This window comes from Stenotrophomonas sp. SPM (genome assembly GCF_003105135.1).
GTDB lineage: Bacteria > Pseudomonadota > Gammaproteobacteria > Xanthomonadales > Xanthomonadaceae > Stenotrophomonas.
The window spans coordinates 11,888-30,133 of sequence record NZ_QETL01000045.1 but is presented as its reverse complement, the minus strand read 5'-3'; the positions used below and the strand labels follow the sequence as shown (position 1 = coordinate 30,133).

The following is an 18,246-nucleotide window of genomic DNA, read 5'->3' as shown; positions in this document are numbered from 1 at the left end:
GATGGGTTTACGGCGTGTCCTGCCTGCGTCCACCCAACCGCGCAATCACGGAAATCCCAAAGCGCCATCAGCGCACGCTTCCCACCCCCCTCTTGACCTCAACCAAAGTTGAGGTGCGATAACAGTCTCCCCGAGGCCAACCCGCTGGCCTTCCCCACGGAGACTGTTGCAATGCCCTACTCGCTCCCCGCCCTCCCCTACGCCTATGACGCACTGGAACCGCACTTCGATGCGCGCACCATGGAGATCCACCACGGCAAGCACCACCAGACCTACATCAACAACCTCAACGCCGCACTGGAACAGGCCGGCATTGCCGACACCCCGGTGGAAACCCTGATCGCCGACCTCGACGCGCTGCCCGAGTCCGTCCGCGGCGCGGTGCGCAACAACGGCGGCGGCCACGCCAACCACAGCCTGTTCTGGACGGTACTCAGCGCCACCGGCGGCACGCCGGATGCCGAACTCGCCGCTGCCATCGACCGCGATCTCGGCGGTTTCGCAGCCTTCAAGGACGCCTTCAGCAAGGCCGCGCAGACCCGCTTCGGCAGTGGCTGGGCGTGGCTGACCAGCGATCGCGACGGACGCCTGCAGGTCGAAAGCAGTGCCAACCAGGACAGCCCGCTGATGGGCGCGGCGGTCGGCCTGTCCGGCAATACGCCCATCCTCGCCCTGGATGTCTGGGAGCACGCCTACTACCTGCACTATCAGAACCGTCGCCCCGACTACATCGGTGCGTTCTTCAACATCATCGACTGGGCCGAGGTCGGCCGTCGCTACCGCCAGGCGCGCGCCTGATGGACGCCGGCGGCAGTGCCTATGCCGGGCCGTGGGCGGGGGTCTTCCCCGCCCCGGCGCCAGCGCCCTCGGTGAACCTGCCGCCGCGCGCCCTGCGCCGGCTGCTCGGCCACTACCCGACCGGCGTGGCCATCGTCACCGCACGCGACGCGCGGGGACACGCGCACGGGCTGACCATCAACTCGTTCGTGCCGGTCTCGCTGCAGCCGCCGCTGGTGCTGTGGAACCTGGCTCTGCACGCGAAGCGCCTGCGCGTGTTCCAGCATGCGACCCGCTTCACTCTCAGCGTGCTGGGTGCCGGGCAGGAAGCCCTGGCACGACGCTTCGCCGATCCGAGCGTGCGTGATCGCTTCGACGACGTGCCGTTGCTGGAGGGCGGGGAAGACACACCGCCGCGTATTGCCGGTGCGGTCGCACACCTCAGCTGCAGCCGGCACGCGCAGTGGCCGGTGGGCGACCACCTGCTGCTGGCCGGCCGCATCATCGATGTGCAGGAAACCGGTGGTGCGCCCTTGATGTTCCATCGCGGCCGCTTCCTGCCCGGGCCGCTTGAACTGCCGCATGAGGTACAGCCATGAACATCGAAGCACTGGAGGCAATGCTCGCCAGCGGCAAGGACAGCGCGCTGCTGCGCTTCGGCCTGGGCAGGAGCTGGCTGGACGCCGGCCAGCCCGTGCACGCCGCCACCCACCTGGCACGCTGCGTGGCGCTGGATCCGGAGTATTCGGCGGCGTGGAAGCTGCTGGGCAAGGCTTGGCTGGCCGGTGGCCAGCCGCAGGCGGCACGCGCGGCGTGGCAGCGTGGGCTCAGCGTGGCCGGCAGCAAGGGCGACCAGCAGGCGCGCAAGGAGATGCAGGTGTTCCTGCGCCGGCTGGACCGCGTCCCGCAGGACGGCGATCCGCCGGCGGTGCTGGCCAAAGCCAGCTGAAGCCCTCAGCCCGCGTTGGCGGGTGCCGGTGCCGGCATGATGTCCGGCATCGGCAGGCGGCGCGGCTTGCTCGGGAAGGCGTGGCGCAGGATGCGCCAGACCACCTGCGCGAACTGGCGCGGCAGCGAGCCGTTGTTGTAGTGCTGGCCGTAGCGGCGGCAGATCTCCTTCACTTCCTTGGCGATGGCCGCATAGCGGTTGGCCGGCAGGTCCGGGTAGAAGTGGTGCTCGATCTGGTGGCTGAGGTTGCCCGACAGCACGTTGATGATGAAGCCGCCGCTGATGTTCGAAGAACCGCGCAGCTGGCGCAGGTACCAGTGGCCGCGCGATTCATTGCGCAGGCATTCCTTCGGGAAGGTTTCCGACTCGGCGGTGAAGTGGCCGCAGAAGATGATCACGTAGGTCCAGACATTGCGCATGCCGTTGGCAACCAGGTTGCCCAGCATCACCGGCAGGAAGAACGGGCCGGCCAGCAGCGGGAAGAACACGTAATCCTTCAACACCTGGCGGACCATCTTGCGCGCCACCGGACGGGTCTGCAGCCACATCGCACGGCTGCTGATGCGCCCCTTGAACCAGCGGCCCAGGCGCAGGTCCTGCGCGGCCACGCCCCACTGGAACAGCAGCGCGAAAATCGGCGCGATGATCGGCTGCATCAGGTAGAACGGCGACCAGCGCTGTTCCGGGAAGATGCGCAGCAGGCCGTAGCCGATGTCATCGTCCATGCCACGCACGTTGGTGTAGGTGTGGTGGCGGAAATTGTGGGTCTTGCGCCAGTTGTCGGCGGTGGCAACGATGTCCCACTCGTAGGTGTTGCCGCTGAGCTTGGGGTCGCCGGTCCAGTCGTACTGGCCGTGCATGACGTTGTGGCCCAGCTCCATGTTTTCCAGGATCTTGGCCAGCGCCAGCAGCAGGGTGCCGGCGATGCAGGCCGGCCACAGCAGCGGTGCCCAGAACAGCGGCGAGAACGCGCCCAGGAACAGCAGGCCACGGCCCAGCACGCTCGACCAGCGCACGGCGGCGGCCACGCGGCGGATGTAGCGGGTGTCGGAGGCGCCGAGGCTGCCCAGGATACGGTCACGGATCGCGTCGAGCTCGGCACCGAAGGCGTTCATCTCGGCGGGGCTCAGGGCACGGTCGGAAGCGCGGGTCATGGCAGCAGGTCCTCAGAGATCCAAAGTCAGGTCGGTGGTCGGTGCGCTCACGCAGATCCGCACCGGCTGCGCCGTTTCGGACTGCATTTCACCGGTGCGCAGGTGGCGGGTGGTGCCACTGACGCGGTCGCAGGTGCAGGTGTTGCAGATACCCATGCGGCAGCCGTGCTTGGGCTTGATGCCCTGGGCTTCCAGGCTTTCCAGCAGCGAACGGCCGCGCGCGACCTTCAGCTGGCGGCCGCTGCGGGCCAGGGTCAGGGCGATCTCACCGGCGCTGTCGGCCTCGCTGAGCGGTGCCGGCGGGGTGAAGGCCTCGGCCTGGAAACCGGCGACCTGGTGCACCAGGCGCTGCCGCGCCGCGGCGACGAAGCCATCCGGGCCACAGGCCAGCACGTGGCGCTGCGCCAGCGGGGTATCGTCGCCGGCCACGGCCAGCGAATGGGTATCGATGCGCGCAGCCGGTACCTCGCCCTCGCGGGTGGTCATCAGGTGCACGCGCAGGTTCGGGGTCGCCGCAGCCAGCGCCTGCAGTTCATCACGGAACTGGAAGGCCGCCGCGTGGCGTTCCCAGTAGAACAGGTCCACCGGCGCGGCCAGCGGGCGCTGGCAGGCCTCGCGCAGCAGGCTGCGCATGGGCGTGATGCCGCTGCCGGCAGCCAGCAGCAGCACCGGTGCAGCGGCCGGCATATGGAAGTCACCAAAGGCCGCATCCAACCTGAACAGATCGCCGGGCTTGGCGTGATGGACCAGATGCTGGCTGATCGCTCCGCCCTCCACCGCCTTGATGGTGATGGCCAGCTCTCGGCGGCCCAGCGCGGTCGGGCTGTAGCTGCGGCGCAATACGCGCCCTTCAAGCTCCACACCCAGGGTGATGTGCTGGCCGGCGCGCATGCCGGCCCAGTGCCGATTGCAGCGCAGGACCAGGGTAGCGGCGCCCTCGCCGGCCGGCTCGCGCCGGACCAGGCGGGCCAGGGGCTCGCGCAGGGTCCACAACGGATTCAGCTGGCCCGCCCAGAAATCGAACAACGTCGGCGACAGCCAGCGGTACGGGGAAAACAGGGACGGACGGATGACAGCGCTCATGGGCGCACTATACGGCCGCACATACACCTGTGTATACATGTGTATATTGCTCCGGATTGGGTATGATTCAGCCTTGCCCCTCCGGAAGTGCCATGGCCGCCGCCACCGTTCTGTCGCCGACCGAAGATGCCAACAGCCCGGCCCGCCGTACGGTGAGCCGCGAGGACCTGTTGGCCGCCGCGCTGAAACTGATCGGCCCGCACCGCAGCCTGTCCACGCTGAGCCTGCGCGAAGTCGCACGCGAAGCCGGCATTGCCCCGAACAGTTTCTACCGGCAGTTCCGCGACATGGACGAACTGGCCGTGGCCCTGATCGACGTCGCCGGCCGCTCGCTGCGCACGATCATCGGCGAAGCCCGCCAGCGCGCCACCTCCAGCGCAACCAGCGTGGTGCGCGTGTCGGTGGAAACCTTCATGGAGCAGCTGCGCGCCGACGACAAGCTGCTGCACGTGCTGCTACGCGAAGGCGCGGTGGGCTCGGACGACTTCAAGCACGCCGTCGAACGCGAACTGCACTACTTCGAAGAAGAACTGCAGCACGACCTGGTGCGACTGGCCGCACTGGACGGCGCCAAGCTCTACAAGCCGGAACTGGTGGCCACCGCCATCACCCGCCTGGTGTTCGCCATGGGCGCCACCGCGATGGACCAGCCGCCGGAGAAAGACCCGGAGCTGGTCGAACAGATTTCCACGATGATCCGCATGATCATCGTCGGCGCCCGCACCCCCGCCGCGTTCCGCCGCGGCAGGTAAGCACCGGGGTCGGATCCGCTTCCACGGGAAACGGCTCTGACCCCTGATATCGGGTTGTCGAGCAAGCTCGACTCTACGGATTCCGCTTCCTGGAGGGGTCAGAGCCCGTTGCATTGCAACGGGATCCGACTCCGTGCCGACCAACGGTCGGCACCCACCAACAGCAGTGTCATGCCGTTCCCACAGTTCGCGGACAACTGTCGAAGGCGGGGTGGGTCCGGTTGAGGGGGCGTGAGCCGCATGGATGCGGCGACCGAGCTTACAGGGACGTACTTGCAGCGTCCCCCTCAATCGGACCCACGCCGCCATCCCACGGAATGCAGGCTTTTCGAAGTTGACGTTGACGTTGCAGCGGGTGCAGGGCAGCAAGCCCTGCCAAGACCTCAGCCCTCAGCCTTCCTCACGAACGCCTCGAACAGCGCCAGCGTCTGTTCGCTGACATGATGCTCGATGCCCTCGGCATCACGCCGCGCCGTATCCGGGTCCACGCCCAGCGCCAGCAGGAAGCGCTCCACGGTCTGGTGCCGCTCGCGACTGGCATGGGCCAGCGCCTCGCCTTCCGGGGTCAGGAACACGCCGCGGTACGGACGCTGTACCACCCAGCCATCCCGGGCCAGGCGCCGCAGCATCTTCGCCACCGTCGGCTGGGCCACGCCCAGGCGAGTGGCGATATCGACCTGGCGCGCTTCACCGCCGTCGGCCAGCAGGTCGGAAATCAACTCCACATAGTCCTCGACCAGCTCCATCCGGTGTGCCTCGCGCACCTGCCGGAAGCTCTCGACCTGGCGCTCGGCCTCGATCAAGGGGGGGTTCTTTGCCGATGTCGAAGCGCCTGTCTTGCCCACGCGAGTGCCTGTCCTGCCGATGACTTCCGGATCTGAACCTGAATTCTGGACCAGTGACGCAGCAAAGACGATTGTTTCACATTGCTAATGGATATAGCAGTGGCTATATTGCAGCCATGAATACCGTCGCGCCCGCCGACTCCCCGGCTGCCCCCGCAGCCAGCCTCGGCGCGCTCAACGCCTCGGTGGCCGTGCCCGACAAGGGCCACTGGTGGTTCCGCCTGCTCGCCTTCATTGGCCCTGGCTACATGGTCTCGGTTGGCTACATGGACCCGGGCAACTGGGCCACCGACCTCGCTGGCGGTTCGCGCTTCGGCTACCTGCTGCTCTCGGTCATCCTTGTTTCCAACCTGATGGCGGTGATCCTGCAGGCGTTGTCTGCACGGCTGGGCATCGCCACCGGCATGGACCTGGCCCAAGCCTGCCGTGCGCGCTATCCGCAACCGGTCAACCTGGCGCTGTGGGCCCTGTGCGAAGCGGCAATCATCGCCTGCGACCTGGCCGAAGTGATCGGCACCGCCATCGCGCTGAAGCTGCTGTTCGACCTGCCGCTGCTGTGGGGTGCGGTGATCACCGCGCTGGACACGCTGCTGGTGCTGCTGCTGATGAACCGCGGTTTCCGTGCACTGGAAGCCTTTGTCATCGCCCTGCTGATGATCATCTTCGGCTGCTTCCTGGTGCAGATCGCGCTCGCCGCGCCACCAGTGATGGAGGTGCTGGGTGGCTTCATCCCGCGCACCCAGGTGGTCACCGATCCGCACGCGCTGTACATCGCCATCGGCATCATTGGCGCGACGGTGATGCCACACAACCTCTACCTGCACTCGTCAATCGTGCAGACCCGCGCCTATCCGCGTACCGATGCCGGCCGCCGCAGTGCGCTGCGCTGGGCGGTCACCGACAGCACCATCGCGCTGACTCTGGCGCTGTTCATCAACGCCAGCATCCTGATCCTGGCCGCGGCGGTGTTTCATGCCAATGGCCGTTTTGATGTAGAAGACATCGAACAGGCGCACCAGCTGCTGGCACCGATGCTTGGCGTCGGCCTGGCCTCGACCCTGTTCGCGGTGGCCCTGCTCGCCTCGGGCCTGAACTCCACGGTTACCGCCACCCTGGCCGGGCAGATCGTGATGGAAGGTTTCCTGCATCTGCGCTTGCCGCCGTGGCTGCGGCGCTTGATCACCCGTGCGCTGGCGATCATCCCGGTGGTGGTGGTGATCCTGCTGTTCGGCGACCAGGGGGCGGTGAAGCTGCTGGTGCTGAGCCAGGTGGTGCTGTCGATGCAGCTGCCGTTCGCGATCATTCCGCTGGTGCGGCTGGTGACCGACAAGGCCACGATGGGCGCGCTGGTGGCCCCACGCTGGCTGGGCAGCATCGCCTGGGTGATCGCGGTGGTGATCGTGGCGCTGAACGTGAAGCTGCTGGTGGATACCTTCGCCGGCGCGTAAGCCGCAGGGCGGATCCCTTGCCGCATGTAGAGTCGAGCCATGCTCGACTCACCACGCACCACGCGAACGGCAGCTGAGCATGGCTCGGCTCTACAGTGCATTCCACGCCGTGCGTTGTCCGGGGGCCGGCGCTACAGATGCAGCGCGATTGCAGCTTCAATCTGCTGCGGCGACTGGAACCCGGCCAGCCGCTGCCGCTCATCCCCGTTGCGGAACAGCGACAAGGTCGGCGTCTGCCGCAGCCCCAGTTCGCGGAAGAACGCCTCGCCCAGCACCTCCAGCTGCACGCGCAGCAGGGTCGTGCCCTGCCCCGCCACACTGTTGGCCACGCGGTGCAGCGACATCTCCAGCATCCGGCAGCCTGGGCACTGGTCCTTGTGGAAATCCACCAGCACCCTCGGGTGCTCGGCCAGCAGCTGCTGGAACTGCTCAGGCGTGGTGGCGTCGATGATCTGCATCGTGATTGCTCCAGTAATGGGCCAGGACCGCATCGGTCCAGGCGTCGATGGCCGCGGCATCGCGTGCGCCATGCGGCATCTGTTCGATTTCCAGTGGCGGGTAGCTGCTGTTGAAATAGCGGATCAGCCGGTGCACGGCGCCGCAGTAGTACTCCTGCCCCCACTGCGTTTCGCCGGTACCAAACACCGCCAGCTGGCGCAGGCGCTGGCCACGCTCGGCGATGCCGGCCACCCAGGCCTTCATCTCTGCGGGGGTGCGCCCGGCGTTGTCGGTCCAGCTGCCCAGCAGCACCAGGTCGGCCTCATCGGCGGCCAGGGGTGCGACCGATCGCAGGTCATCGACCTCCTGCCAGTGCACCACGTGCCCGGCGGCGTGGTAGCGCGCGCGGATGTGGCGGCCCAGCTCGCGGGTGTTGCCGCTCAGCGAGGCCACCACCAGCAGGATGCGCAGCGCCGCACCCGACTCAGAGGTCGTCGAAGCCGTTGTCGACGTTGGTCTTCTTGTAACTTGCATTGCGCATCTCGAAGAAGTCTGTCTTGGTCTCGGTGAAATTGTCGGCGTAGGCCTTGATCCACGGCATCACGTTGTCGGTGGTGTCGCTGTACAGGCGCTCGATGCCGAGCATGCCGGCCATCTTGTTGGCACGGTACTTCACGTAGCGGGTCATTTCCTCCACGTCGATGCCGTCGATGCCATCCAGCACTTCCGACGACCACTGCGTTTCCAGCTCGATGGCATGCTCGAACGCCTGGTGCACGTAGGCCGTCAGTTCGTTGGTCTGCAGCGCCGGGTTCTCGCCGATGATGGCGCGGATCAGCTCGCTGATGAACTTGGTGTGGGCCAGCTCGTCGCGGTTGATGAAGCTGATGATCTTGCCGGTACCGGTCATGCGGTTCTGCCGCACCATGTTGTAGAAGTACGCAAAGCCGGAATAGAAGTTGATGCCTTCCAGGATGGATGACTGGATCAGCGACTTCAGCAGGGTCTCGGCGGTCTTCTCGCGCATGAAATCGTCATACGCGCCCATGATCGGCGCATTGCGCTTGATGATGGTCGGGTGCGTGCGCGCGATCTCGAAGATGCGGTTCTGGTTGGGCAGGTCGGTGATCGAGGCCAGCACATAGCTGTAGCTCTCGTTGTGGATCACCTCCTGCTGGCCGATGATCGCCGCGTTGGCATGCGCGGCCGGGTCGGTGATGTACTCGGCCACGTTGTAGATGAACCGGGTCTGCGGCGAATCGAGCGTGGCCAGCAGACCGATGATCGAGTCGTAGGCGTTCTTCTCGCGCCCTGACAGCTCGCCGTACTGGCGCACGTCCAGCTTCATGTCCACCTCGTCGGGGATCCAGAAGTTGGTCGACAGCTCCTTGTAGGCCCGATAGAACGACGGGTACGGGATGTCGTTCCAGTTGAGGATGCCACTGGTGCGCCCGTTGATGATGCTGGTGCTGCGGTTGGGGTGGCGCGGTTCGAGGATCTTGATGCGGTCGAGGGGGGTTGCCATGGTTTTCTGCCTTCGGATTGCATGCGTTGCGTTTGTAGAGCCGAGCCCATGCTCGGCTGCGTTGCGCTTGAGCCGAGCGTGGGCTCGGCTCTACAGGATTCGCAGCGATCAGCTCGAGCACCACTCGCATTCGCTGATGTCGATGTCGTTGGAGCGCACGTAGTACGTGGTCTTCAGGCCCTCGCGCCACGCGCTCAGGTGCAGCTCCAGCAGCGTGCTGGCGCGGATGGTGCTGGGCACGTACAGGTTGAAGCTGATGGCCTGGTCGACGTGGCGCTGGCGGCGGGCGTTCTGCCGTACGCTGGCGAACTGATCGACCTTGTAGGCGCCCTTTTCGTAGTACGGCCACGTTTCCAGCGACAGCCCCGGCGCAGCGACCGGACGGCGGAAGTCCTTCTTTTCCTCGTAGTAGAACGCGCTGTAGATCGGGTCGATCGATGCGGTGGAACCGGCGATCTGCGCGGTGCTCATGTTCGGCGCCACCGCCAGCAGCCAGCCATTGCGCAGACCGTGCGTTGCAACGTCGCGGGCCAGGCTGTCCCAGCCCGCCCCCTCGTAGCGGCGGTCACGGAAGTAGGCGCCGGTCTGCCAGTCGCTGCCGGCGAACATCGGATAGCTGCCCTTCTCCTTCGCCAGCTGCGCGCTGGCCTGGATGGTCAGGAAGTTGATGCGCTCGAACAGCGTGTCCGACAGCGCCTCGGCTTCGGGTGTTTCCCAGTAGATGCCCTGCTGGGCCAGCAGGTGGTGCCAGCCGAAGGTGCCCAGGCCGATGGCGCGGTACTTTCGGTTGGTGATGGTGGCCTGCGGCACCGGCAGCGCGTTGAGGTCGATCACGTTGTCGAGCATGCGCACCTGGATCGGGATCAGGCGCTCGAGCACGTCCTTGGCCAGCAGATCGTCCGGCGCAGTGATCGACCGGCCGAGGTTGATCGAGGACAGGTTGCAGACCACGAAATCGCCGGCGCGGCGGGTGGTGACGATCTGGTCGCCGCTGACGATCTCCTGGATCATCCGCGTCGGGCTCATGTTCTGCAGGATCTCGGTGCACAGGTTGCTGGAATACACCATGCCCGCATGCTTGTTCGGGTTCTTGCGGTTCACTTCATCGCGGTAGAACAGGAACGGGTTGCCGGTTTCCAGCTGGCTGACCATGATCCGCTTGAACAGATCGATGGCGCGCACGGTGCGGCGGCTGATGCGCTCGTCGCCCACCAGTTCGGCATAGCGGTCCCGGAAGCTGCCCGCGCCGCGCGTTTCATCGTAGAAGTCCTGCAGGTACCAGCCCTTGGCCTGCTTCACTTCGTGCGGGTCGAACAGGTACCAGTCAGCGCGGCGCTCCACCGCCTCCATGAACAGGTCCGGCACGCACACCGCCGTGAACACGTCGTGCGCGCGCAGGCGCTGGTCGCCATTGTTCAGGCGAAGATCGAGGAAGGCCTCGATGTCGCGGTGCCAGATGTCCAGGTACACCGCCACCGCGCCCTTGCGCTGGCCGAGCTGATCGACCGACACGGCGGTGTTGTTGAGCTGCTTGATCCACGGCACCACGCCACCGGAGGAATTGGGTACACCGCGGATCGGCGCGCCGCTGCTGCGCACATAGCCCAGGTAGGCGCCGACGCCGCCACCGTGCTTGGATACACGGGCGATATCGGTGTTGGAGTCATAGATGCCCTGCAGGCTGTCATCCACCGTATCGATGAAGCAGCTGGACAGCTGGCCGCCGACCTTGCCGGCATTGGCCAGGGTGGGCGTGGCCACGGTCATGTACAGGTTGGACAGCGCCCAGTACGCTTCGCCGACCAGCTGCATGCGGCGTTCCCTGGGCTTTTCGTCCTGCATCAGGTACAGCGCGATGGTCAGCCAGCGCTCCTGCGGCAGCTCGTACACCTCGCGGCTGCGGTCGCTGGCCAGGTAGCGCGTGGCCAGCAGGTACAGGCCGTTGTAGGCAAACAAGCGGTCGCGTTCGGGATCGATCATCTGCCCGGCCCGCTGCAGTTCGTCCTTCGAATAGCAGCGCAGGATGTCGTTGCTGTACACGCCGCGGTCGGCCAGGCTTTCCTGCAGGCCCACGTAGGAACCGTACTTCAGGCTGACGTCGTAGAAGCGGTTGCGGCTGGCGCGCTTGTACAGCCGGCGCAGGTACAGCCGCGCGGCAAACTGCTCCCACTCCGGCGCCACCAGATCCACGCGCGATTCGGCCTCGCGGATCAGCAGGTCCACCAGGTCATCGGCGCTGATGCTGGGCTTGCGCTCGACCATCGCCTGCACCACGCGGCGATAGTCGCCCACGTCCAGCTGCGGGAACTCGGCGTGCACGCTGTCGATGCTGCGCTGCAGGCGTCCGGCCTCGAACGGCAGGCGGCGGTTGCCGGCTTCCTTGGTGATCCAGGTGGGCACACGTTCGCCACCGGCGCGCATGGCGTCGCCGGCGCCGGCCAGATCGGCCGCGCGGTAGGTACTGTCGGTCATTGTCCTGCGTCTCCAGGCACGCACGCCTCGAAGCGTCGATGCCATGGCGGCCCTGCGCGCGATACCGGCGCCCAGGGCAATCGGTTGGTGTGCCATTGCGCGGGAACGTCAGACCGTCAGCGATGAGCCTGCGCCTGCGGCCGGTATCCGGGCCGTGGGTAGCGATCTGCGTCCGCTCGATGGCGGCCGCGTCGACACGGCAAGCCTTCAGGGGCGGGCCGCGGGACGTTTGCTGCGTGTCCGGCGGCGGCGGCTGACCGGGAGTGACGGCCCCAACATAGTGGGGATAGTGGAGATCGTCAACACAAGATGCGGTAATCACGAAATGCCGCGACGATCCGTCGCAGGATGCCGTGTTGCACCACCGGCGCCTTGTCGACGCCGCCGCCATCCCCAGTTGGTTACAACCTCCTTTTCAACCGGAAGTCCCCCATGCGTGCTGCCCAGTACACCGCCTTCGGCGATCCCGCCACCGTCCTTGCCATCGCCGATGTCGCCCTGCCCGAACCCGGCCCCGGCGAAGTGCGCATCCGCACCACGCTCGCCTCGATCCACAACCACGACCTGCTGACCGTACGCGGCCTGTATGGCTACAAGCCGACCCTGCCGGCGGTCGGTGGCAGCGAAGCCCTGGGCGTGGTCGATGCGCTGGGCGAAGGTGTTGAAGGCCTGCAGGTCGGCCAGCGCGTCGCCGCCGCCTCTGTGCATGCCACCTGGGCCGAGGCGTTCACCGCGCCGGCACGGATGGTCATCCCGATGCCCGACGCCATCGCCGACGAAACCGCGGCACAGCTGATCGCGATGCCGCTGAGCGCGCTGATGCTGCTGGAATTCCTGAAGGTGGAAGCCGGCCAGTGGGTCGTGCAGAACACCGCCAACGGTGCGGTGGGCAAATCGCTGGCGATGCTGGCCCGCGCCCGCGGCGTCAACGTGGCCAATCTGGTGCGCAATGCCAAGGCGGTCGCGCAGCTGCAGGCGCTGGGCGTCGAGCATGTGTTCGATACCTCGCAGGACGGCTGGAAGGACCGCGTGCGTGCAGCCACCGGCGAAGCGCAGGCGGCGGCCGCCGTCGATTCCATCGGCGGCGAAGCCAGCGCCGATCTGGTCGACCTGCTCGGCCTGCACGGCACGCTGGTGTCGTTCGGCGTGATGAGTGGCGAGGCGATGCGCATCCCGGCCAGTGGCCTGATCTACAAGGAAGCCACGGTGAAGGGCTTCTGGGGCAGCAAGGTCAGCCAGGCGATGGCGGTGGAAGACAAGCGCCGCCTGGTGGGCGAACTGCTGCAGCGCGCGGCCAGCGGCGAACTGACCCTGCCGGTGGACGGCATCTTCGCGCTGGACGACATCACGGCCGCCGCGACCGCCAGCGCGCAGTCGGGGCGTGGCGGCAAGGTGCTGCTGCGGGTCTGATCGCCAGAGGTGGAGCCGAGCGTGGGCTCGGCTCTACACGGAGGTGCGGACCAACGGTCCGCACCCACGCATCAACGGCTCAGATGCAGGAACTGCAGGTGCCGTTCGTACTGGCTGATGATGTCGTTGATGATCTGCTTGCGGCTGTAGCCGACCAGGTCGTAATCCTGGCTGCCTTCGAACAGATGCACCTCGGCGCGGTAGTAGCGCTGGTTGCGCAGCTGCTGGGCGGCGAAGGACGGGGTCAGGTAGCCGCTGAGAATCACCCGGTACTGGAAGTCCTGCTGCTCGCCGTGGTTGACCGACAGCTCCATGTCACCGGCCTCGAAGCGCGTGACCACTTCCCAGCCCTGCCCTTGCAACTGCTCGGCCACCGCTTCCATCGCCGGCTTCACCGTGTCATCCATGAAGCGGTAGACCTGGTCGCGCACCGGGAAGTGCATGGCCTGGCTCAGGCGCTGGCGCCAGCCCTGGTGGTGGCGGTCATCGCCGATCAGCGGCGACGGGCGGAACTGCTGCGCGCGCTCGCGGTGCGATTCATCACTGAAGGCGCGGGTCAGGCCCCACATCATCAGCAGCAGCACCGCCGAGAACGGCAGCGAGGCCAGCACCACCGCCGACTTCAAAGCGTCGATGCTGCCGGCCAGCAGCAGCCCGGCGGTCAGCACTGCGATCACCGTGCCCCAGAACACGCGCAGCCAGCGCGGGCCATCGTCCTCGGGCGAACCGCCGTGCGAGGACAGCGTGGACAGCACCACCGCCCCCGAATCGGCTGACGTCACGAAGAAGATGAAGCTGACCAGCACGGTCAACGCGATCACCGCCTTGCTCCACGGGTAACCATCCAGCAGCGCGTACAGCACCGTGGGCGGATCATCCACCGCCAGCTGTGCCAGCTGCTGCTGGCCATGGTGCAGCACCTGGTCCAGCGCGCTGTTGCCGAAGATCGACAGCCACGCCAGGGTGAAACCGAGCGGAATCAGCAGCACGCCGAATACGAATTCGCGGATGGTGCGGCCGCGCGAGATGCGCGCGATGAACAGGCCCACGAACGGCGCCCAGCCGATCCACCAGGCCCAGTAGAACACCGTCCAGCCGCCCAGCCATTCCGGCCGGCCGCCGTAGGCGTAGACATCGAAACTCTTGCCGACCACGCTGCCCAGGTAATCGCCCAGGTTCTGCATGAGCGTACTGAGCAGGTACTGGGTGGGGCCGGCGCACAGCATGAACAGCACCAGCGCGATGGCCAGCAGCATGTTGATGTTGGCCATCCAGCGCACGCCCTTTTCCACGCCGGACACCGCCACCGCCACCGCGGCGCCCATCATGCTGGCCACCAGGATGATCTGCACCAGGTTGGAGTGCGGCACGTTGAACAGGTGGGTCAGGCCGGCGTTGAGGTGCAGCACGCCAAAGCCCATGTCGGCACCGATGCCGAACACGGTGGCGACGATGCCCAGTGCATCCACTGTGTAGCCGATGGGCCCGTTGATGCGCTTGCCGATGAGCGGGTACAGCGCCGAGCGCAGCGCCAGCGGCAGGTTGTGGCGGTAAGCGAAGTAGGCCATCGCCATCGCCGCCAGCGCGAACACGCCCCAGCCATGCAGGCCCCAGTGCAGGAACAGCAGCTGCATGGCCTGGCGCGCACCCGCCTCGCCGGCGGCCGCATCGCCCTGTGGTGGCTGCAGGTAATGGGTCAGCGGTTCGGAGACGCAGAAGAAGAACAGGGTGATGCTGATGCCGGCGGCAAACAGCATGCCGGCCCACGACAGATAGCTGAATTCCGGTTCGTCATGGTCGGCCCCCAGCTTGATGCCGCCGTACTTGGACAGCGCGACGCCGACCACGAACACCAGGTACAGGGTCATCGCCAGCAGGTAGTACCAGCCCACGTTGAGCGCGGCCCAGTCCTGCGCCTTGACCAGCAGGCGGCCGGCGCCCAGCGGGAACAGGCTGACGAACAGTGCGAAGGCAACGACGACGATCGCCGCGAAGGCGAAAACGGGCCGGAGGGTGCGCACCGGGGTGTGTTGAGGCTCCAGTGCTTCCATCGGCAGCCATCTCCGGTCGATCAGGGATTAGCCCACCGAGTCTGCATGAATGGCAGTGGACGCAGGATGAAGTGCGGGGTGGTGATGACAGCCCGGGGACAGGCAACGCGTGTTACGCGCGCGACCGGGGCCTGCACTTCTATAGAGCCGAGCCCATGCTCGGCTGCATTCTCCCAGCCGAGCACAGGCTCGGCTTTACAGATCAGCGGTGGGCCAGCGCGTACTCGAGAGCCGAGCGCACCGCTGCCACCTGTGCGTCGTTGCACTGCGCCGGCGTCGCGCGCGGGCTGTCCGGGTAGACCTCGGTGGTGGTGGTGTACTTCGCGCCGGTGATGCCCGCGCACAGCGCCAGCTTCACCAGCGGGTACTCGATGACGCCGTGGGCGACCACCGGCGAGCCGATGATCTCGTTCTTCTCATCCGCCGGGGCGATATGGGTCACCTGCTCGACCGCGGCGATCACCGCCTGCTGGAATGCCGGCTGCGGGTTCTCGCTGTCATCGACCAGGTAAAAGCCATCGGGGATCAGCCCCGGTTCGAACGGCTTGCCATCGCGCGCGGCCAGCGCCGGGCGGAACTCGCTCTCGTCGCTGTCAGTGGTCTCGTGCAGGTCGATGTGCAGCACGAACTGGCCCTGGTACGGGGCGATCAGCTCGATGACCGCCGTCGATTCGCGGGCCGGGCCATCGGCGCGGAAGTTGCGGTTCGGGTCGATGGCTTCGTAGTTCCAGCGGTTGATGCGCTCGAAGCCCCAGGGGTTCACGCACGGCACCACCAGCAGGTTGGCCTTGCCGGCGTAGTCGGCGGCGTGGTTTTCAAGGAAGTCCAGCGCGCCCATCACGCCACTGGTTTCATAGCCATGCACGCCACCGGTGACCAGCGCCGCCGGCAGCGCCGGGTTCCAGTCGCGGCTGCGCAGGGCGTACAGAGGGTAGGTTTCGCCAGCGTAGTCCAGCTGGCCATAGGCCACCTTGTCGAAGCGGTCGGCCAGGGCCTCGATGCGCGGCAACACTTCCTCGTCATAGCGGCGAAGGCGCTGCTGGCGGCCGCGCCACTGCTCCCGTTCCGCCGCGCCCCACGGCTGGCCAGGGGTTCCGACGGGGTAGAAAGCGGCAGTGGACATGGCAGATCTCGGCAGTCAGGAAGCAATCGCCCACTCTAGCACCGCCCTCCGCCGCCGTTCATCCGCACGCCTCCAAAGGTGCATTCCATTGGCGAATGGAATCAGCAATAATTCTCATTTAGCACCCTTCCGCGCCCGCCTCCATGCCCTTCCGAATCCTGCCCCCGGCCCGCCTGCCCCTGGCCGCCGCCCTCACCCTGTGCCTGTCGGCCACTGCCTTCGCGCAGGACGGCGCCACCACTCTGGACAGCATCCAGGTCTCCGGCAGCTGGCTGGGCACCGGCCTGCATGACAGCGTGAAGCGCTTTGCCGGCGCACGCACCGTGGTCGACCGCCAGCGGATCGACGCCAGCGGCGCGGCCAGCATCGGCGATGCCATGCGCCGCATCCCGGGCGTGCAGGTCACCGACAACTCGGGCACCGCCGGCAGCTCGGTCTCGCTGAACATCGGCGTGCGTGGCCTGACCGGCCGCTACTCGCCGCGCTCGACCGTGCTGCTGGACGGCGTTCCGCTGGCGGTGGCGCCGTACGGCCAGCCGCAGCTGTCGTTCGCCCCGACCAGCCTGTCCAACATCGAATCGATCGACGTGGTGCGCGGCGGCGGTGCGGTGCGCTACGGGCCGCAGAACGTCGGCGGCATCATCAACTTCAGCACCCGCGCCATTCCCACCGAGGCCGGCCTGCATGGTGAAGCCGGCGTGCGCTACAGCGCCAACGACCACGGCGGCGGTGACAGCACCCAGTACAACGCCTTCCTCGGCGGCACCGCCGACAACGGCCTGGGCATGGCCCTGCTGTATTCCGGCCAGGACGGCCGCGGCTGGCGCCAGGGCAGCGACGACCGCTTCGACGACCTGGCCCTGAAGTTCGCCTATGCCATCGACGCGCGGCAGGAGCTGCGCGCCAAGCTGTCCTACTACGATGTGCGCTCGCTGACCCCGGGCGGCCTGACCCGCGCCCAGTACGAGGCCGATCCGTTCCAGAACACTCGCCCCACCGATTTCTGGAAGGGCCACCGCACCGGCATCGACCTGGGCTACACCAACACCCTGTCGGCCGACAGCGAATTCGAGGTGCTGGCCTATTACAACGAGAGCAACCGTGCCAGCTCGCTGATCAACGCCGCCAACACCCAGCTGACCGTGCAGCCGCGCGACTACCGCGTGCTCGGCATCGAGCCGCGCTACACCCAGCGCCTGCGCTGGGGCAGCACCGTGCATGACATCACCGCCGGCTACCGCTTCCTGCGCGAGCGCGGCAACGACCGCAGCTACACCGTGGTCCGCCGCACCGGCGTGGAAAGCGCCATCACCCGCTTCGACAACGCCACCGACGCGCATGCGTTCTACGTGGACGACCGCATCACCGTCGGCCAGTGGCGCATCACCCCGGGCGTGCGCATGGAGTGGATCGACATGGACCGCCGCCAGGCCGGTGGCGGCGCCACCTTCAGCAGCCGCAACGACAAGGCGCTGCCGTCGATCAACATCGCCTACCTGCTGACCCCGCAGCTGACCGTGTTCGGCAACTACACCACCTCGTTCGGGCCGGTGCAGAACATCCAGCTGAACTCGCAGACCGCCAGCAACCCGCTGAACCCGGAAGTGGCCAAGACCACCGAACTGGGTGCGCGCTGGCAGGATGGCGCCCTGCGCGCGGAAGTGACCGTGTTCAAGATGCGCTTCGACAACCAGATCCAGCAGGTGCCGGGCATCATCCCGCCGACCTTCCAGAACATCGGCGCCACCGACCACAAGGGCGTGGAAAGCGCGCTGGAGTACCGCTTTGCCGAGGACAGCGCGCTGGCCGGCCTGGAGCTGTACGCCAACTACACCTGGACCAAGGCGATCCAGCAGTCCGGCGACAACCGCGGCCTGGACGTGCCGTTCTACGCGCGTGACACCGACAGCATCGGCGCCCGCTACGCCATTTCCGCGTGGACCTTCAACGTCTCCAGCACCCACCAGAGCGGGCAGTTCTCCGATGCCGCCAACACCTGGGCCGAGAGCGCCGACGCGCGCGTGGGCCGGGTGCCGGGCGTGCGCCTGTTGAACGCGCAGGTGGCCTGGCAGGTGCCGGGCCTGGCTGACAGCGAGATCGCGCTGGGCGTGAACAACCTGGCCGACAAGCGCTGGTACACCCGCAATGTCGACGGCAACGCCGGGCGCATGGTGGCCGCGCCGCGCACCTTCTACGTGCAGGGCCGCTACCGCTTCTAA

Annotated in this window: 16 protein-coding genes; 7 read left to right on the top strand and 9 right to left on the bottom strand. The window is 66.9% G+C overall.

Translation table 11 applies throughout. The features are described 5' to 3' along the window. The first annotated feature begins 171 nt into the window (after positions 1-171). Genes DCO49_RS11340 through DCO49_RS11330 form a run of 3 tightly spaced genes read left to right on the top strand, consistent with a single transcriptional unit; the run spans position 172 to position 1,726 of the window. Positions 172-798: a superoxide dismutase gene (locus tag DCO49_RS11340; protein ID WP_116864127.1), complete on the top strand. Its 627-nt coding sequence runs from the start codon at positions 172-174 to the stop codon at positions 796-798. Next, on the top strand, positions 798-1,376 hold the full coding sequence (locus tag DCO49_RS11335; RefSeq protein ID WP_116864126.1) for a flavin reductase family protein: 579 nt from the start codon (positions 798-800) through the stop codon (positions 1,374-1,376). The genes DCO49_RS11340 and DCO49_RS11335 overlap by 1 nt, the downstream gene beginning before the upstream one ends. Next, entirely contained in the window at positions 1,373-1,726 is a 354-nt protein-coding gene (locus DCO49_RS11330; protein ID WP_116864125.1) for a tetratricopeptide repeat protein, read from the top strand. The genes DCO49_RS11335 and DCO49_RS11330 overlap by 4 nt, the downstream gene beginning before the upstream one ends. Positions 1,727-1,731: 5 nt before the next feature. Here DCO49_RS11330 and DCO49_RS11325 read toward each other — a convergent pair whose 3' ends face one another. Both DCO49_RS11325 and DCO49_RS11320 read right to left on the bottom strand, forming a co-directional pair. Next, on the bottom strand, positions 1,732-2,880 hold the full coding sequence (locus DCO49_RS11325) for an acyl-CoA desaturase (RefSeq protein ID WP_116864124.1): 1,149 nt from the start codon (positions 2,878-2,880) through the stop codon (positions 1,732-1,734). A gap of 12 nt (positions 2,881-2,892) precedes the next feature. After that, the gene (locus DCO49_RS11320; RefSeq protein WP_243402720.1) at positions 2,893-3,963 is read right to left on the bottom strand and encodes a ferredoxin reductase; all 1,071 of its coding nucleotides are present in this window, start codon (positions 3,961-3,963) and stop codon (positions 2,893-2,895) included. A 92-nt stretch (positions 3,964-4,055) separates the two neighbouring features. Here DCO49_RS11320 and fabR point away from each other — a divergent pair, with 92 nt between their 5' ends. Then, the gene (fabR, locus tag DCO49_RS11315; protein ID WP_116864122.1) at positions 4,056-4,715 is read left to right on the top strand and encodes an HTH-type transcriptional repressor FabR; all 660 of its coding nucleotides are present in this window, start codon (positions 4,056-4,058) and stop codon (positions 4,713-4,715) included. Between the two features lie 383 nt (positions 4,716-5,098). Here the strand turns inward: fabR and mntR are convergent, their stop codons facing one another. Beyond that, the gene (gene mntR, locus DCO49_RS11310; RefSeq protein WP_108769078.1) at positions 5,099-5,560 is read right to left on the bottom strand and encodes a manganese-binding transcriptional regulator MntR; all 462 of its coding nucleotides are present in this window, start codon (positions 5,558-5,560) and stop codon (positions 5,099-5,101) included. 116 nt (positions 5,561-5,676) lie between these two features. Between mntR and DCO49_RS11305 the strand changes: the two genes are divergently transcribed. Further along, entirely contained in the window at positions 5,677-7,008 is a 1,332-nt protein-coding gene (locus DCO49_RS11305) for an Nramp family divalent metal transporter (RefSeq protein WP_116864121.1), read from the top strand. A 131-nt stretch (positions 7,009-7,139) separates the two neighbouring features. Here DCO49_RS11305 and DCO49_RS11300 read toward each other — a convergent pair whose 3' ends face one another. The 4 genes from DCO49_RS11300 to DCO49_RS11285 all read right to left on the bottom strand — a co-directional run bounded on the left by DCO49_RS11300 (position 7,140) and on the right by DCO49_RS11285 (position 11,443). Next, positions 7,140-7,466 (bottom strand): thioredoxin family protein, encoded by a 327-nt coding sequence (locus DCO49_RS11300; RefSeq protein WP_116864120.1) that lies wholly within the window; start codon positions 7,464-7,466, stop codon positions 7,140-7,142. After that, a complete protein-coding gene (locus DCO49_RS11295; protein WP_243402721.1) occupies positions 7,438-7,917 on the bottom strand; it encodes a flavodoxin in 480 nt (159 codons plus the stop codon). The genes DCO49_RS11300 and DCO49_RS11295 overlap by 29 nt, the downstream gene beginning before the upstream one ends. A gap of 13 nt (positions 7,918-7,930) precedes the next feature. Continuing rightward, entirely contained in the window at positions 7,931-8,971 is a 1,041-nt protein-coding gene (locus DCO49_RS11290; RefSeq protein ID WP_116864118.1) for a ribonucleotide-diphosphate reductase subunit beta, read from the bottom strand. A 108-nt stretch (positions 8,972-9,079) separates the two neighbouring features. Beyond that, positions 9,080-11,443, bottom strand: a complete 2,364-nt coding sequence (locus DCO49_RS11285; protein ID WP_116864117.1) for a ribonucleoside-diphosphate reductase subunit alpha — start codon at positions 11,441-11,443, stop codon at positions 9,080-9,082. A gap of 432 nt (positions 11,444-11,875) precedes the next feature. Between DCO49_RS11285 and DCO49_RS11280 the strand changes: the two genes are divergently transcribed. Continuing rightward, positions 11,876-12,853: a zinc-binding dehydrogenase gene (locus DCO49_RS11280; RefSeq protein WP_116864116.1), complete on the top strand. Its 978-nt coding sequence runs from the start codon at positions 11,876-11,878 to the stop codon at positions 12,851-12,853. A gap of 71 nt (positions 12,854-12,924) precedes the next feature. Here DCO49_RS11280 and betT read toward each other — a convergent pair whose 3' ends face one another. Further along, a complete protein-coding gene (gene betT, locus DCO49_RS11275) occupies positions 12,925-14,904 on the bottom strand; it encodes a choline BCCT transporter BetT (RefSeq protein ID WP_116864115.1) in 1,980 nt (659 codons plus the stop codon). A gap of 202 nt (positions 14,905-15,106) precedes the next feature. Next, positions 15,107-16,027, bottom strand: a complete 921-nt coding sequence (locus DCO49_RS11270; protein ID WP_116864114.1) for a M14 family metallocarboxypeptidase — start codon at positions 16,025-16,027, stop codon at positions 15,107-15,109. 143 nt (positions 16,028-16,170) lie between these two features. Between DCO49_RS11270 and DCO49_RS11265 the strand changes: the two genes are divergently transcribed. After that, on the top strand, positions 16,171-18,246 hold the full coding sequence (locus DCO49_RS11265; RefSeq protein ID WP_116864113.1) for a TonB-dependent siderophore receptor: 2,076 nt from the start codon (positions 16,171-16,173) through the stop codon (positions 18,244-18,246).

Bases quoted from the DNA above. Each gene is read 5' to 3' on its own strand.
- DCO49_RS11285 (WP_116864117.1), bottom strand. From the start codon at position 11,443: ATGACCGACAGTACCTACCGCGCGGCCGATCTGGCCGGCGCCGGCGAC.
- DCO49_RS11290 (WP_116864118.1), bottom strand. From the start codon at position 8,971: ATGGCAACCCCCCTCGACCGCATCAAGATCCTCGAACCGCGCCACCCC.
- DCO49_RS11325 (WP_116864124.1), bottom strand. From the start codon at position 2,880: ATGACCCGCGCTTCCGACCGTGCCCTGAGCCCCGCCGAGATGAACGCC.
- DCO49_RS11335 (WP_116864126.1), top strand. From the start codon at position 798: ATGGACGCCGGCGGCAGTGCCTATGCCGGGCCGTGGGCGGGGGTCTTC.
- DCO49_RS11305 (WP_116864121.1), top strand. From the start codon at position 5,677: ATGAATACCGTCGCGCCCGCCGACTCCCCGGCTGCCCCCGCAGCCAGC.
- DCO49_RS11300 (WP_116864120.1), bottom strand. From the start codon at position 7,466: ATGCAGATCATCGACGCCACCACGCCTGAGCAGTTCCAGCAGCTGCTG.
- DCO49_RS11280 (WP_116864116.1), top strand. From the start codon at position 11,876: ATGCGTGCTGCCCAGTACACCGCCTTCGGCGATCCCGCCACCGTCCTT.
- betT (WP_116864115.1), bottom strand. From the start codon at position 14,904: ATGGAAGCACTGGAGCCTCAACACACCCCGGTGCGCACCCTCCGGCCC.
- DCO49_RS11320 (WP_243402720.1), bottom strand. From the start codon at position 3,963: ATGAGCGCTGTCATCCGTCCGTCCCTGTTTTCCCCGTACCGCTGGCTG.
- DCO49_RS11340 (WP_116864127.1), top strand. From the start codon at position 172: ATGCCCTACTCGCTCCCCGCCCTCCCCTACGCCTATGACGCACTGGAA.
- DCO49_RS11270 (WP_116864114.1), bottom strand. From the start codon at position 16,027: ATGTCCACTGCCGCTTTCTACCCCGTCGGAACCCCTGGCCAGCCGTGG.
- fabR (WP_116864122.1), top strand. From the start codon at position 4,056: ATGGCCGCCGCCACCGTTCTGTCGCCGACCGAAGATGCCAACAGCCCG.
- DCO49_RS11265 (WP_116864113.1), top strand. From the start codon at position 16,171: ATGCCCTTCCGAATCCTGCCCCCGGCCCGCCTGCCCCTGGCCGCCGCC.
- DCO49_RS11330 (WP_116864125.1), top strand. From the start codon at position 1,373: ATGAACATCGAAGCACTGGAGGCAATGCTCGCCAGCGGCAAGGACAGC.